The sequence below is a fragment of the Campylobacter gastrosuis genome, assembly GCF_030249845.1.
Lineage (GTDB): Bacteria > Campylobacterota > Campylobacteria > Campylobacterales > Campylobacteraceae > Campylobacter_A > Campylobacter_A gastrosuis.
Genome location: NZ_JANURM010000002.1, coordinates 181,054 through 195,671, shown reverse-complemented (window position 1 = coordinate 195,671; position 14,618 = coordinate 181,054). Strand labels below are relative to the sequence as shown.

General features: G+C 38.9%; 15 protein-coding genes, 2 tRNA genes and 1 pseudogene. 11 read left to right on the top strand and 7 right to left on the bottom strand.

Translation table 11 applies throughout. The features are described from left to right. Position 1 precedes the first annotated feature (1 nt). The 8 genes from NYG85_RS02930 to acpS are packed head-to-tail and all read left to right on the top strand — an operon-like array spanning position 2 to position 6,406. Positions 2-889, top strand: a complete 888-nt coding sequence (locus NYG85_RS02930; protein ID WP_284936981.1) for a polyprenyl synthetase family protein — start codon at positions 2-4, stop codon at positions 887-889. After that, positions 889-2,154: a glutamyl-tRNA reductase gene (gene hemA / locus NYG85_RS02925; protein WP_284936980.1), complete on the top strand. Its 1,266-nt coding sequence runs from the start codon at positions 889-891 to the stop codon at positions 2,152-2,154. The genes NYG85_RS02930 and hemA overlap by 1 nt, the downstream gene beginning before the upstream one ends. After that, positions 2,141-3,841, top strand: coding sequence for a proline--tRNA ligase (locus NYG85_RS02920; protein ID WP_284936979.1), 1,701 nt, complete (start codon positions 2,141-2,143; stop codon positions 3,839-3,841). Before hemA ends, NYG85_RS02920 begins: the two co-directional genes overlap by 14 nt. Continuing rightward, positions 3,835-4,233: an FxsA family protein gene (locus NYG85_RS02915; RefSeq protein WP_284936978.1), complete on the top strand. Its 399-nt coding sequence runs from the start codon at positions 3,835-3,837 to the stop codon at positions 4,231-4,233. The genes NYG85_RS02920 and NYG85_RS02915 overlap by 7 nt, the downstream gene beginning before the upstream one ends. Beyond that, a complete protein-coding gene (locus tag NYG85_RS02910; protein ID WP_284936977.1) occupies positions 4,196-4,573 on the top strand; it encodes a hypothetical protein in 378 nt (125 codons plus the stop codon). Before NYG85_RS02915 ends, NYG85_RS02910 begins: the two co-directional genes overlap by 38 nt. Further along, complete coding sequence (gene hemC / locus NYG85_RS02905) at positions 4,548-5,486, top strand: hydroxymethylbilane synthase (RefSeq protein ID WP_284936976.1); 939 nt, start codon at positions 4,548-4,550, stop codon at positions 5,484-5,486. The genes NYG85_RS02910 and hemC overlap by 26 nt, the downstream gene beginning before the upstream one ends. 36 nt (positions 5,487-5,522) lie before the next feature. After that, positions 5,523-6,059 (top strand): flagellar basal body-associated protein FliL, encoded by a 537-nt coding sequence (gene fliL / locus NYG85_RS02900; RefSeq protein WP_284936975.1) that lies wholly within the window; start codon positions 5,523-5,525, stop codon positions 6,057-6,059. After that, positions 6,056-6,406 carry a holo-ACP synthase gene (gene acpS, locus NYG85_RS02895; RefSeq protein WP_284936974.1) on the top strand — a complete coding sequence of 117 codons (351 nt, stop codon included), beginning with the start codon at positions 6,056-6,058 and terminating at the stop codon, positions 6,404-6,406. The genes fliL and acpS overlap by 4 nt, the downstream gene beginning before the upstream one ends. Positions 6,407-6,464: 58 nt before the next feature. Here the strand turns inward: acpS and NYG85_RS02890 are convergent, their stop codons facing one another. The 3 genes from NYG85_RS02890 to NYG85_RS02880 are packed head-to-tail and all read right to left on the bottom strand — an operon-like array spanning position 6,465 to position 9,346. After that, entirely contained in the window at positions 6,465-8,099 is a 1,635-nt protein-coding gene (locus tag NYG85_RS02890) for a cation:proton antiporter (protein WP_284936973.1), read from the bottom strand. After that, on the bottom strand, positions 8,099-8,470 hold the full coding sequence (locus NYG85_RS02885; protein WP_284936972.1) for a heat shock protein transcriptional repressor HspR: 372 nt from the start codon (positions 8,468-8,470) through the stop codon (positions 8,099-8,101). Before NYG85_RS02885 ends, NYG85_RS02890 begins: the two co-directional genes overlap by 1 nt. Before the next feature lie 3 nt (positions 8,471-8,473). Then, positions 8,474-9,346, bottom strand: coding sequence for a DnaJ C-terminal domain-containing protein (locus NYG85_RS02880; protein ID WP_284936971.1), 873 nt, complete (start codon positions 9,344-9,346; stop codon positions 8,474-8,476). 174 nt (positions 9,347-9,520) lie between these two features. On the opposite strand from NYG85_RS02880, the gene NYG85_RS02875 reads away from it, so the two are divergent. The 3 genes from NYG85_RS02875 to NYG85_RS02865 all read left to right on the top strand — a co-directional run bounded on the left by NYG85_RS02875 (position 9,521) and on the right by NYG85_RS02865 (position 11,194). After that, positions 9,521-10,933: a Do family serine endopeptidase gene (locus NYG85_RS02875; protein WP_284936970.1), complete on the top strand. Its 1,413-nt coding sequence runs from the start codon at positions 9,521-9,523 to the stop codon at positions 10,931-10,933. Between the two features lie 84 nt (positions 10,934-11,017). Beyond that, positions 11,018-11,092 (top strand) — tRNA-Gln (locus NYG85_RS02870). Between the two features lie 27 nt (positions 11,093-11,119). Beyond that, positions 11,120-11,194, top strand: a tRNA-Met gene (locus NYG85_RS02865). Between the two features lie 412 nt (positions 11,195-11,606). Here the strand turns inward: NYG85_RS02865 and NYG85_RS02860 are convergent. From NYG85_RS02860 to pgsA, 4 genes and pseudogenes are all read right to left on the bottom strand, one after another. Continuing rightward, positions 11,607-12,122, bottom strand: coding sequence for a tyrosine-type recombinase/integrase (locus NYG85_RS02860; protein WP_349252795.1), 516 nt, complete (start codon positions 12,120-12,122; stop codon positions 11,607-11,609). A 133-nt stretch (positions 12,123-12,255) separates the two neighbouring features. Next, positions 12,256-12,753: pseudogene (locus NYG85_RS02855) on the bottom strand (methyl-accepting chemotaxis protein); the annotation flags it as partial. A gap of 282 nt (positions 12,754-13,035) precedes the next feature. Further along, positions 13,036-13,995, bottom strand: a complete 960-nt coding sequence (locus NYG85_RS02850; protein ID WP_284936968.1) for a methyl-accepting chemotaxis protein — start codon at positions 13,993-13,995, stop codon at positions 13,036-13,038. Positions 13,996-14,077: 82 nt separating this feature from the next. After that, positions 14,078-14,617 (bottom strand): CDP-diacylglycerol--glycerol-3-phosphate 3-phosphatidyltransferase, encoded by a 540-nt coding sequence (gene pgsA, locus NYG85_RS02845; RefSeq protein WP_284936967.1) that lies wholly within the window; start codon positions 14,615-14,617, stop codon positions 14,078-14,080. Between the last annotated feature and the right edge of the window lies 1 nt (position 14,618).

The following is a 14,618-nucleotide window of genomic DNA, read 5'->3' as shown; positions in this document are numbered from 1 at the left end:
AATGGATAGTATTGATAAGATTATGTTTGAGTTTATAAACGAGCTAAATTATGATGAAGCAACAAAAATGTTTAAACACATTAGCTCTGGCAAAAAATTGCGTTCAAAGCTCATTTTAAAAATAGCTAACGAAAATGAAACAAGCCTAAGACTTTGTGCGATTATTGAGCTTATTCATCTTGCTAGCTTGCTTCACGATGATGTGATTGATGAGGCAAACACAAGGCGAGGACAGCCTAGTATAAATGCCATTTTTGGCGTTAAAAACTCAATAATGCTTGGCGATATTTTATACTCAAAGGGCTTTTATGAGCTTACTAATTTTAGCCCAAAAATCGCTAAAATCATCGCAAATGCCGTTTCGCTTTTAAGCGTTGGGGAGTTAATGGATGTTAAATTAAGCGAGAATTTTAACGATGACGCCACAAAATATATGCAGATGATTTATTACAAAACCGCTGTTTTAATTGAAGCTAGTGCTAGGTGCGGGGCGATTTTGGCTGGGTTTGATGATGAGAGCTTTGGCATTTATGGTAAAAATTTAGGTCTAGCCTTTCAGATAGTTGATGATATTTTAGATATCACGCAGGATGCAAAAACACTAGGTAAGCCAAATTTAAACGACTTTAAAGAGGGCAAAACTACTCTGCCTTACATTTATTTATATGAAATTTTAGACAAAAACGAGCGTGAAATTTTAAAAAGCTTTCACGCAAAAAGCCTAAATAATGATGAAATTTTATGGATTAAAGAGCATTTAGGGCGACATAAAATCATAGAAAAAACAATCCTAGAAGCTAAAAATTTAGCCCAAATCTCGCTAAATGCCGTAAATGGCAATGCTGAGCTAAGCAAAATCGTAACAAGTATGATAGATAGGGAGTTTTAATGCACTATTTAAATATCAGTTTTACGCATAAAAACACCGATATTTGTGTGCGTGAAAAACTCGCCCTTGACACTGATGATAAAAAAACGCAAATTTTAAAGCTCATAAAATCAAACGAAAATATCATTGAAGCTATGGTTTTAAGCACCTGTAATAGGGTTGAAGTTTTAGCTTACGTAAGCGACCTAGCCCCCAGCTCATCGCACATTATGCGTTGTTTATCCATTAGCTCTGGCGTTTTTGAGGATGAGCTTTTTGAGCGGGCTGATATTTTTGAAAATAGCGGTGCCATTCATCATCTTTTTTCTGTGGCTAGTTCGCTTGATAGCCTTGTTATTGGCGAAACGCAGATTGTCGGACAGCTAAAATCAGCCTTTAAATTTGCTGCACAAAGCGGATTTTGCACCGAGTATTTAAGCAAAGCCATTGAGTTTGCCACAAAGTGTGCTGCTAAGGTAAGAAACGAAACGCAAATTTCAAAAAATCCAGTATCAGTTTCAAGCGTAGCAGTGGCAAAAGCAGAAGAAATTTTTGGCACTCTTGAAGGCAAAACTGCCGTGATTGTAGGAGCTGGGGAGATGGCTGAGCTAGCTGCAAAGCACCTAATCGCCCACAAAGCAAAGGTTGTGATTTTAAACAGAAGCACGGATCGCGCCTTGGCTTTGGTTGATAGTCTTGGAGAAAATGCTGGTTTTGAGAGCATTTTAAAGCTAAAAGAGTTTATAAACAGCCACGAATTGATATTTTCAGGCACCTCAGCCCCACACGCAATCATCACAGACGCGATGATTAAACCAGTAAATTTCAAGCGATATTTTTTTGATATCGCCGTCCCTCGTGATATTAGCGTGACGCCAAACGAGATGATTAGCGTTTTTAGTGTTGATGATTTAGACCAGATTGTAAAGACAAATTTAGCATTAAGAGAAGAACAAGCCCACGTTGCCTACTCGTTAGTTAGTGCTTACACGAGCGAGTTTTTAAAATTTATAAAGCAAAATATCAGCACACCGCTCATTAAAGCCGTTAGAGAACAGGCAAAAATTTGCGCCCAAAATGAGCTAGAAAAGGCGATAAAAAAGGGCTATCTTAAAAATTCCGACAAAGATGAAGCTTACCGCCTTATCCACCAAGTTTTTAAGGCGTTTTTACACCCGATGACTATGAATTTAAAGGCACTTTCAGACAAGCAAAACGCCCTAGAAATCGCAGAAGCGATGAGATACGTATTTGACATTAATGGAGATAAAGATGAGATTTTCTAAATTTTATGCACCCACAACAAAAGAAGCCCCAAAAGACGCCACTTTGCCAAGCCATATATTTTTGGTGCGTGGCGGTTTTGTAGAACAAAACGGCGCTGGACTTTACAGCTTTTTACCGCTTGGCAAGATTATGCTTGATAAAATTTCAAACGTAGTGCGTGATGAGATGAATAAAGCTGGTGCGTTAGAGGTTAGTTTTAGCGTGGTTACAAACGCTGATTTATGGCGTGATAGCGGTCGTTTTAGCGTTTTTGGCAAGGAGCTTTTGCGTTTTAAAGATAGAAAAGAAAATGACTTTGTAATCAGCCCAACAAACGAAGAGAGTGCCGTGGCAATGGTAAAAAACAAGGTAAATAGCTACAAACAGCTCCCACTTCATCTTTATCAAATCAACACAAAATTTAGAGATGAGGCACGACCTAGATTTGGGATTTTGCGTGGGCGTGAGTTTGTTATGAAGGACGGATACAGCTTTCACGCAAATGCCGATGATTTAAGGCGTGAGTTTGATTTAATGGAGGCGACTTACTCAAAAATTTTCACTAGACTTGGGCTAAATTTTCGTGCGGTTGAGGCTGATAGCGGTGCGATTGGCGGCAGTGGGAGCAAGGAATTTATGGTGCTTACAAAAAACGGCGAGGACGATATTTTATGCTGTGATAGCTGTAAATATGCCGCAAACGTTGAGGCTGCAAGGCGTCAACCAAAAGCCCCTTATGGCGATGTCCCAGAGGCTGAGCCGTTTAAATTTCACACTCCAAACACAAAGACGATTAAGGCAGTTTCAGAGCTGTTTAGAGTGAGTGAATTTTATACGATAAAGGCAGTTATTAAAAAGGCAATTTATGCTGATAACAGCGAAATCATCGTATTTTTTGTGCGTGGCGATGATGAGCTTGAAGATACAAAGGCACAAAATGCGTGCGGGGCATTAGAGCTTGTTGATGCTAGTGAGGATGAGATTAAAAATGCTGGGATTGTGGCTGGATTTTGCGGTCCAGTGGGATTAAATGCGAAATTTTTCATTGATAAAGAGCTAAAAGATAACACACAGATGATTTGCGGTGCAAATGAGATAGATTATCACTTTATCGGAGTTAGCGTTAGCAGTTTTAAAGATGATAGATTTAAGGATTTAGTGGCTGTTAAAAGTGGGGATAAATGCCCAAATTGCGGTGGGAATTTAGAGCTTTCTAAGGGCATTGAAGTAGGGCATATTTTTCAGCTTGGCGATAAGTATTCAAGTGCGATGAATGCCACATTTTTAGATGAAAACGGCAAGGCAAAGCCGTTTATGATGGGGTGTTATGGCATTGGTGTTAGCCGTTTGATTGCCGTTATGATTGAGGCTAGTCACGATGAAAAGGGCTGTGTGTGGCAAAAGCAGTGTGCGCCGTTTGACGCTATGATAATCATCTCAAATTTAAAAGATGAAGAGGGTGTGAAATTTGCAAACGAACTTTATCAAAACGCCATAAATTCAGGGCTAAACGTGATGATTGATGATAGGAACGAACGCTTTGGCGTAAAGATAAACGACTATGAGTTGCTTGGCTACCCTTACGCCATTGTGGTTGGCAAAAGCCTAAATGAGGGCAATGTTGAGCTAATTACAAGGGCTGGATTAAACAAAGAGTTAATAAAAGCTAGCGATGCCCTAAAAGTGCTTAAAGAGAGATTATGCTAGTTAGATTTTCTGGCTCAATTTTACCATTTTATTTGATAGCCGAAATTATCGTTATTTACTTTTACATTGATAGTTACGGCTTTTTTTCGTATTTTATTGAGGCGATTTTAAGCGGTGTGCTTGGCTTTTTTCTGATTTTTAAAATCGGCTTTGAAAATTTAAAAAATAGCCTAGTTTCAAGCAGTTTAGGCTCTATTTTTAGCTCTTTTGGCGTTGGTTTTGGCGGTTTTTTGATTTTAATGCCTGGAATTTTAAGCGACATTTTTGGCTTAATAATCGCTCTTGCTTCAATTTTAATTAAGCCAAAAGATGATACTAGAAATCAAAATTTTAGATATGATGATGAGGTTATTGATGTTGAGATTATTGACGATAAGCCTAATATTCGTTAATTTTTTATTTGCAAATGTAAATTTTCACGGCTTTTTGGCAAAAAGCTACGAAAAAAACGAAAATATAAAAGTAAATAATATAAAAATCACGAAAATTTTAAAGATAAACAGCGAATTTTCAGCCTATTTTGTCAATTTGGAGCTAAAAATTTTAGGGCTAAATAAAATGATAAGCAAAAACGAGCTGTTTTTTGTAAATGGCGATTTGATTGTAAGCGATATGATTGACTTAAAGAGCCAAAAGAGCGTTAGAAACGAGCTTTTAGGCGAAAACGTCGGAGTTAGTTTAAAGAATTTTAAAAAGGATTTTTCAGATGAAAACGATAAAAATTGCAACTAGAAAAAGCGTCCTTGCTATGTGGCAGAGCGAACATATTAAGGATTTATTAACCAAAAAGCACGAAAATTTAAACGTAGAGTTAATAGGTATGAAAACAAAGGGCGATGTTATACTTGACACACCACTTGCAAAGATCGGTGGCAAGGGACTTTTTACAAAAGAGCTTGAAGAGAGTATGCTAAAAAACGAGAGCGACATAGCCGTGCATAGCTTAAAAGATGTGCCGGTGGAATTCCCAGATGGACTTGCGCTTGTTGCGGTTTGTTCAAGAGAGGATGTCAGAGATAGCTTTTTAAGCGAGAAATACGCCACTTTTAGCGACCTGCCAAGTGGTGCAAGGGTCGGCACGACAAGCCTTAGACGTCGTATGCAACTACTTATTAAACGCCCTGATTTAGAGATTATCTCGCTTCGTGGCAATGTCCAAACAAGGCTAAGAAAGCTAAAAGAGGGCGAATTTGACGCCATAATCCTAGCAAAAGCCGGTGTAAATCGCCTAAATTTAGAAAACGAAGTAAAATTTATTGTCCCATTTGAGCTTGATGAGATGATCCCTGCGATGGGGCAGGGTGCGCTTGGCATTGAGGCGGTAAAAAGGGCAGAAATTTTAGAAAAAGTTGAGTTTTTAAATGATGAAAAATCCGTGGTTGAAACGACAATTGAGCGTGATTTTGTAGCCACACTAAATGGCGGTTGTCAAGCACCAATTGGTGTAAATGCAAGGCTAGAAAACGATAGCATTACGATAATGGCTATCATTGGTATGCCAGATGGTAGCGAGTATTTAAAGGATAAAAAAGTCGTTAAAAAGGCTGAATTTAAGAGTGCTGGCAGGGATTTTGCTAATGAATTTATCGCTCGTGGTGCAAAAGAGCTTTTAGCTAGGGCTGAGGCTATGGCGGCTAAGATTTGAAATTTGTGTATAATTATGAAAATTTAAGGAGAAAAAATGGCAGATGAAGTAAAAGAGATCAAAGAAAAAAAGGGCGGTAAGGGGCTGATTATCGCAGTAATTGGCGTTGTTTTCGTGCTTTTACTGGTTGTTGGTGGGCTTATTGTGTTCTTACTTTCTGGCGATGATGAAAATGCTCAAATGGCTGCAAATACGCAACAACAGCAAACCACACAAGCCCCAGCACCACAAAATAGGCAACCGGGCAAACGAAGTAGCGACTTTATGAATATGGGTCCAATTTATCCACTTGATCAGTTTATCGTAAATTTGCTAAGCGAAAACGGCTCACGCTTCTTAAAAACAAAGATAGATTTAGAGCAAAGCGCCGAAACGCTAACACCTGAGCTTGATAAGAAAAAGGCACTTTTAAGGGATATTATTATCCGCACACTCTCGTCAAAAACCTTTGAAGAGGTTAGCACGGCAAAGGGCAAGGATAAGTTAAAAGATGAGATTGTAGGCACGATAAATGAAGTTTTAAGCGACGGATATATCAAAAATATTTATTTTACCGATTTTGTGGTGCAATGATAGGCATTGATATTGTCGCAATCTCACGAATTTCTAGGCTTAAAGAGCGTTTTGGAGAGAATTTTTTAAAACGCTTTTTAAGTGATGATGAGATTATTTTGGCTAAAAGCGATGAGAGCTTGGCTGGGTTTTGGGCTGCAAAAGAGGCAGCTAGCAAGGCACTTGGCGTTGGCATTGGCGTTGAGTGTGGGTTTTTGGATATTAAAATTTCAAAAAATGCAAAAAACGCTCCAATTTTAAGCTTTTCAGGTAAAATTATGCAAAATTTCAAGATAAAAAACGCAAACCTAAGTATATCTCACGACGCTGGATTTGCCGCTGCTATTGTGTTTTTGGAGTATTTTTAATCTAAAAAATATAAGCTAAAAATAAAAGCAGGTTTTAGGGTAAATCCCTAAAACCAAACTACCTATAAATTTTACCTAGATTTTTATCAATCTTGCATTGAAGCGACTCGTGCACCAGTAGCTTTGCTAGTGCTGCCTCTTCTTTTACGAAGTGAAAATTCTCGCCCAGCTCATCAAATAGCGACCACCGCTCATCGCCACTTACTTTGATGATTGTTTGAATATTATTTGCGTAGCTTTTTATGTTTTTTACGATGATTTCAAGTTTTTGCTCGTTTGAGATCGTTACGATTACGGCGGCTGCGTCGCTTATGCAGGCGTTATCAAAGGTCGTTTTTTGAAAGACGCTGCCTAAAAAGACATTTTCAGCACGACTCCTGCCTAGCTCTACTAAATTTATATCGCTTTCAAGTGCGATATAAACAAGTCCGCTCTCTTTTAGGCGTAAAACCACCTCTTGACCTAGCGCGCCGTAGCCAAAAACCACGATATGATCGCGTAGTTTTTGCGGTTTTATGCTCTCTTCTGGCTCAATATCCACCTCTTTTTCAAATAAATCAGCGATTTGATTTAAATTTTTAAGGATAAATGGCGTTAGAAACATTGAAATCACGCTTGAAGCGATTAAAATTTGAGCGATACTAGCCTCTAACATACCACGAGCGACCATAAGTCCAAAGACCGCTAGGGCAAACTCGCCGACTTGACATATCGTTACAGCCGTCTTAAACGAAACTCTAATGCTTAAATACGACTTTAAAATCGCAAAAATCACAACGATTTTAACAGCCATAGAACCAGCCACAATGGCTAAAATCATCAAGAAATTTTGAGCGATTAGGTTTAGGTTTATTTGCATACCGATACTGATAAAAAACAGCCCTAAAAGCAGATCTCTAAAAGGTATTAGGTCGGATTCTATTTGGTGTTTGTATTCAGTTTCAGCCATCATCATACCGGCTAAAAACGCCCCAAGCGAGAACGAAAAGCCAAACTCGTGAGCTAACGTGCCTGAGCCAACGACTAAAAATAAAATCGTAGCAATGAAAATTTCTTGTGAATTTGTCTTAGCGACCTTGTAAAATAGCCAGTTAATTATGTATTTACCTAAAAAATACATAAGCACGATGAGTCCTACCGCACCTAAAAATGTGTGAGTTAAAAGCTCAGTCAGTGAGCTTTGCTTTGAGCTAAAAATATCAATCATAATTAGGATTGGGATTACGGCGATATCTTGAAATAGCAAAATTCCAAGTGCTTTTCTGCCGTAAATTTGCGATATCTCTTTCGTGTCGTTTAGGATTTTAAGCACAATTGCTGTTGATGAGAGCGAGAGGGCTAGGCCCACGATTATGGCGTCTTGCTCGGTTAAATTTAAGAGATAAAACACAAAAACAGCAAGTAAAAGTCCGCTGACAAAAACCTGCAAACTGCCGTTTAAAAAGACCTCTTTTTTCATACTCATCAGGTGCTTAAAGCTAAATTCAAGCCCAATAGTAAACATTAAAAAAACGATGCCAAACTCCGCTACTTCGGCTAAATGCTCGCTACTTTTAAAGTCAAAAGCGTAGGTGATGACCACGCCAGTTACGATGTAGCCGATTATTGTTGGTATGCCAAATCTTTTAAATAATACATTTAAAATGATACTTAAAAAGATTGTTAATAAAAATGCAATCAAAAAATGATCCATTATTTCTTATCCTCGTAAAAGATTATGTCAAATTTGCTTTTGTGCTTTACAAGTGCCTTTTTTGAGGGGATTGTGCCTTGTTTGTTTAGCTGGGTTTTTAGCTCATTTATCGTGCTTTCAAACTCATCAATCTGCGTTTTTAGCTTTAAAATCACATCAACGCCGGCTAAATTTACGCCTAAATCCCTTGTTAGCCTTAAAATCATCTTAACTCTATCAACATCACGTTGTGAATAAAGTCGCATTTTGCCCTCTGTGCGAGATGGCTCTAAAAGCCCCTCTCGCTCGTATTGACGCAGGGTTTGCGGATGTATGCTAAGCACCTTTGCAACGACGCTGATTAGATATAGTGGCTCATCGTAGTTTTGCATTTTTTACTCCGGTAGTTTTTCTTTTAAAATTTTAACGACATCGTCGTCAAGTTCATTTATATCTGGCAGTTTTACACGCACATTTAGATATAAATCGCCAAAAATTCCACTCTTTCTGTTTTGCACCCCATAGCCTTTTAGGCGGATTTTTGCACCTGTTTTTGTGTTTTGTGCTATCTTTATCGTAACGTCCTTTTTAAGCGTCCTAACCTCAAATTTACCGCCAAAAAGCATAGTTTTTAGCGGGATTTGCACCTCTTTTATAAGGTCGTCGCCGTCCCTTTCATACTCACTGCTTTCATCAATGCTAACTTGCAAAATAAGGTCGCCGTTTGGGCTTTTGCCTTTGCCCTTAATGCGAAGTCGCTCACCTTCGTTAATGCCTGCTGGAATTTTGATTTTTAGCGTATCGCCGCCGTAATTTATGCGGTGTTCGCCACCAGTTACGGCTACTTCAAATGGGATTTTTATCTTTGCTGTCGTGTCATTGCTAACTCCGCCAAAGCCAAAATCCTCGCCATTAAAGCCAAAACCGCTTGAAAATTTCGCACCGCCAAAGCCACTGCCACTAAAACCGCCAGAAAAAATGTTTCTTAAAATTTCGTTTAAGTCGCCCATATTTGCTGAGCTTCGCGCAAAATCCTGAAAATTTTGTCCGCCAAACATTGAATCGCCGTAAGTGTCGTATTGCTTTCGCTTGTTCTCATCGTTTAAAATTTCATAAGCGGCATTTATCTCTTTAAATTTCTCCTCAGCACCGGGTTCTTTATTTATGTCTGGATGGTATTTTCTAGCTAATCTCCTGTAAGCTTTTTTTATCTCATCAGCCGAAGCACTCTTTGAAACGCCCAGCGTTTCGTATAAACTCTCACTCAATTTCTATCCTTTTATTTTTTATAATTAGGCGTTATTGTATCATAAAAGTTTAGTCTTAGCAAGTCAAGTTTGGCAAGAATTTCTTAGAAATTTACCATACAAAATAAAATTATTAAATTTTCATTATAAACTAGGCTTTATAATTTCAAAAATTTTACTTTTTAAGGATAGAGAATGAAAAAATTGACGCTTATTTCAATCATAAGTGCTACGTTTTTATTGGCAGATAGCATAAATTTCAATGACGCACCGCAAGATATCGTGCGTGTTTCGCCGTTTGAAAATAAAGACAACGTGGTGCTTTCATATCACAACTCAATCGCAAAAGCAAAGCAATCAGTGGTAAATATCTCAACGACAAAGCAGACAAGTGGCGTAACAAACGGCATTGAGCAGATGTTTAACGACCCGTTTTTTAAGGAATTTTTTGGTTTTAACTTTGGCGTGCCACAAGAGAGACAAAAAAGCACATCGCTTGGGTCTGGCGTGATAATCTCGCAAAATGGCTATATCGTAACAAACAACCACGTCATTGAAGATAGCGAACAAATCATCGTAACCCTGCCAAATAGCGAAAAAGAGTATAAAGCAAAGCTAATCGGAGCTGACCCAAAGACCGATTTAGCCGTAATTAAAATAGAAGCACAAGGGCTAAGTGCCATAGCGATAGCAGACTCATCAAAGCTACTTGAAGGCGACGTGGTCTTTGCCATTGGCAACCCTTTTGGCGTTGGTAGCAGTATCACTCGTGGGATAGTTTCGGCGTTAAATAAAAACAACATCGGACTAAATCAATATGAAAATTTTATACAAACTGACGCCTCAATAAATCCGGGCAACTCAGGCGGTGCTTTGGTAGATAGCAGAGGTGCGTTAGTCGGCATTAACTCAGCCATACTCTCACGTGGTGGCGATAGCAGTGGGATTGGCTTTGCAATACCTGCAAGTATGGTAAAAGATATCGCTAAAAAACTAATAAGCGATGGCAAAATAGAGCGTGGTTATATCGGCGTGATGATTGCAAATTTAAACGAACAGCAAAAAGAGCTATATCAAAATAAAGAAGGTGCTTTAATAAGCAGCGTGGAGAAGGATTTCCCTGCTGATAAAGCTGGATTAAAGCGCGGGGATTTGGTTATTGCTGTTGATGATAAGCCGATAAAAAATGCAAACGACCTTAAAAATTTCATCGGCTCACTCTCGCCAAATAGCCAAATAAATGTAACTTTTGAGCGTGGTGGTAAGGTTAGTAGTGTAAAAATCAAGCTTACAAATATGAGTGTTGATAGTAAAAATTTAAAAGATGACGCTGGTATTGACGGGCTTAGTATTACAAATTTAAACGATGAGATTAGGCGAAAATACAAGATAAATCCGGATATCTCTGGCGTAATGGTAAGCGATGTTAAGCAGGGCTCAAAGGCAGCTGAATTTGGCTTTGAGCGTGGCGATATCGTAATGCAAATCGGAGATGATGTTATTAAAGATGTAAATAGCTTTGTAGCGGTGCTTAAAAGGCTTAATGGCAAAAAGACTTTGGCGTGGGTAAATCGTGGTGGCGTTATGCACGGACTTGTTATTAGATAAATTTTGGGCGTTTTGCCCAAAATTTTTAAAAAACTATTGACAAAACATAAAAAAAATAATATAATTACAACTCATTTTTAAGGCTGGGGTATCGCCAAGCGGTAAGGCATCAGGTTTTGGTCCTGACATTCAGAGGTTCGAATCCTCTTACCCCATCCACTTCTTTTTTAAAATTCACTTTCGTATCGCGGGATAGAGCAGTGGTAGCTCGTCGGGCTCATAACCCGAAGGTCGGTAGTTCAAATCTATCTCCCGCAACCAAGTTTTGATTAAAATTCAACCAACACATTAACCACACTTAGCCAACTCTTATTGCTAATAACCATACTCAAATCCCAAGCAACTAACACGCTGTCTGTCGCCCAATCCAGTCTTAAACACCAGTAAAGCTTAGTGGCTCTAACTTCACTGCCAACTCTGTCTGTCGCTAATAATCCACAACAACAACCTAGCAAACAAAGAGGCTCATAAAGCCACCTAATAGGCTCATATATAAATGATAGCTTGTTAAGGCTATCTTTATTGCCTTAATGGCTTCGTTGATTGTAGGCTCTGCTAAGTGGCTCTATTATCTATTAATCACCTAACCCACATTTTACACCACAAAAAAACAACAAACTACTAATAGTCTATCTGTCGCCTTTTAGCCTTTAAATAACCTTTCTAAAACAACCTAGTTAATGCCAACCCCATAGCCATCTCTAATGTCATCAACATTAAGATGCACGTATTTTAGGCTCGTTTGGATACTTGTGTGTCCTAGATAGCTCATTAGCTTATGGGCTGAAAATTTACGAAGTGTAACCAGCCGTGTCGCTAATGTGTGCCTTAGCGTGTAAAGCGTGTAATCTTTGTTTAGATTAAGCTCCTTTTTTACCCTACGCCACCTTGCGTTTGCTGTGCTTAAATCAAGTCTAGTGAGCGGACAATCTCTTAAATCCTTAAACCTTAACCACTCGTAATAACCTTTCATAATAAAGCCATAAATCCCTTTTAGCTCACTATCGGTTTCCCTTGTGTAAAGCTTGTAGCTCTCTTGTAAGCCAGTTTCTTTTGCTGTTGTGATACGCTTAACCATTCTTGCAAGTGTGTTAAGAGCGATGCCGTCAATAGGCAAAGTCCTACTCACTCCGTTTTTTGTGCTGCCTACGTGCTTTATAGAGGCGTGAGTTTTTAAAGCCCTGCTGATAGTTATTGTCTTGTTTGTGAAGTCACTTCGTGCTTATGCTGTCTTTTGGTTTATTTAAGTAGCATTAAAATTTGTAGTATAAATAAAAATTTTTGGCTTAATCCATATTTGTAGGATTAAGCCATTTGTGGATTTAGACCTTAAATTTGCCTAGTTTTTCATTTAGCATTTCAGTCATTTTGCTTAGGTGCTCAGCAGCGGCAGCTATCTCTTCAACGCCCTTTGTATTTTGCGATGAAATTTTATCAATTTGCCCCATTGCGTCTAAAATTTCGCCTACGCTTTGGCTGGTTTTTATGTAGTCATTTACGTTTTGATCTGATAAAAGTATCGCTTTTTGCATACTTTCGCCAAGCGTTGTGATCTTGTCTTTGACATTTTGTGCTACGATTGTTAGCTCTTTTATCTGCTCGGAATTTACGCTCATTTGCTCACTTGACTGATTTATGGCAGCGACTATTACGTTTATTGTGGCGTTTATCTCGGTTAGGCTCTTTTGTGTCCGCTCGGCTAACTGTCTAACTTCATCAGCTACGACCGCAAATCCCCTGCCGTGCTCACCAGCACGGGCTGCTTCAATGGCGGCATTTAGGGCTAGTAGATTTGTTTGGTCGGCTATGTCGTGTATTACGACTAGGACTGATTTTACCTGCTCGGCGTCCTTGCTTAGGTTTGAAATTTTATCTGAAAGCTCCAATTCTGTTTGCACGCTCTTTTCTATCTTGCTACTTAGCTCGGTGATTGCGTGATTTGCGTCATCTATGCCACTTCTTGCGGCTTGCATATCGTCCTTGCCGTCCTTTGCCTGTGCGATAGATAACTCAATTTGCGATTTTATGGCGTTTGCCTTGTGTGTCGTTTCGTTTGCGATTTGTGATGAAAATTCCACGTTTTTGCCGGTGTTTAGCGATGTTTAGCTTAGCTCGTAAGCGGTTGATGAGTTTTCGCTTGAAAGCTGTTTTATCTCGCTAATTAGCGTTTTTAAATTGCTAGCGACCACGTTTAAAAGCCCCAAAGCACTCTGTTTTTCTGCGTTTATTTGCACGGCTAGGTTGCCGTTTGATAGTTCTTTTATGGTGCCTTCAAGCTCGCTAGCCTTGCCGCCAAGCACCGCTTTTAGGACATTTGCATTTACATAATATAAAAGTCCGATAGCAAAAATCGTAGCGACAAGCAGGACAATGAATAAATTTTCAAGGCTATCAAGCTTTGATTTTAGGCTCTTAACGTCCAGTTTTGTCCGCTCCTCAACCAGCACAAAAAACTCATCAAGTGGCTGCATAATCATCGCCTTTTGGGTGTGATACTCCTTGCCATTTACAAGCTCTAATGCCTTTTTTAGCGTGTCATCTTTGTTGATATATGGGTTTTCATTTAGGCTTTTTATTATCTCAAATGCCTTAACTTCAAGCCCCACAAGAGTATTTGAGCGACCTTCGGCTTCTGAGAGTTTTTTAAACTCATCATCTGTAAAACCCTCTTTTTTCATCAGCTCTTTTAGCGAAATTTTCTCGCTTGTATCTGGGCGTGGCTTTAAATTCCCACCTGCAACAAAGTCCCAATAAACACGCTCATAGTTCTCAGGTCTTGCTAGCTTGCCATTTCGTATGGCTAAAACGGCGTTGTATTGCTTCTCGTAGCTTTTATCGCTCCCTAATGTCGCAACAAAGGTGCGGACAAGCCTAGTTAAGTCATCAGAGCTTTGCCTAAGCTCATCTGCTAGTTTATACGAGGCTAGTTGCTTATCTCCTGCTATGACTAGCTCGTTTGATGTGCTTTGAATTTTAAAAAATACAAAGCCAAGTGCTGGCAAAAGCGCCATACAAAGCCCAATTAAGAAATGTTGAAAATTTTTGGATTTAAAAATTTTCATAATCTCCCCCTTTTGATTTTATAAAAATTTTAGATGTATTAATTTTATATTATATTTTATTAAAAAAAATTAAAAGGGTAGATTATTTTTTCTTAATTGACTTAATGTATGCAAAAATATACTCAAATCCTGAGTAAAGTGTGAGAAATACGGCAATCCAGAGTAAAATTTCAGCTCCCCACCACTGCATTGTAAGAAAGCCAATGGCTATCATTTGAAAGACTGTTTTTACCTTACCAGCCATTGAGGCAGCGACGTTTAACCCTTCGCTAGCGATAACAACGCGAAATCCAGTTATGAAAAATTCACGTATTAATATAAGGTAAATAGCCCAAGGATTTGCCCTGCCTATCATCATAAGCCCCAAAAACGCCCCGAGTGTTAGCATTTTATCAGCTAGTGGGTCAAGCACGGCGCCAAGCTTGGTCTTTTGATCCCAAAGCCTAGCGATGTAGCCGTCAAAAAAATCAGTAACACTAGCGATAACAAAGACAAGTCCAGCGAAGTAATTTATCCAGCTTATGTGGATTTGTGCGAAATTTTCGTGCGCATTTAAGAGCAGATAAAACATAAGCGGTGCTAGTAAAATCCTAAAACAGGCTAGGGCGTTTGGTAAATTCATC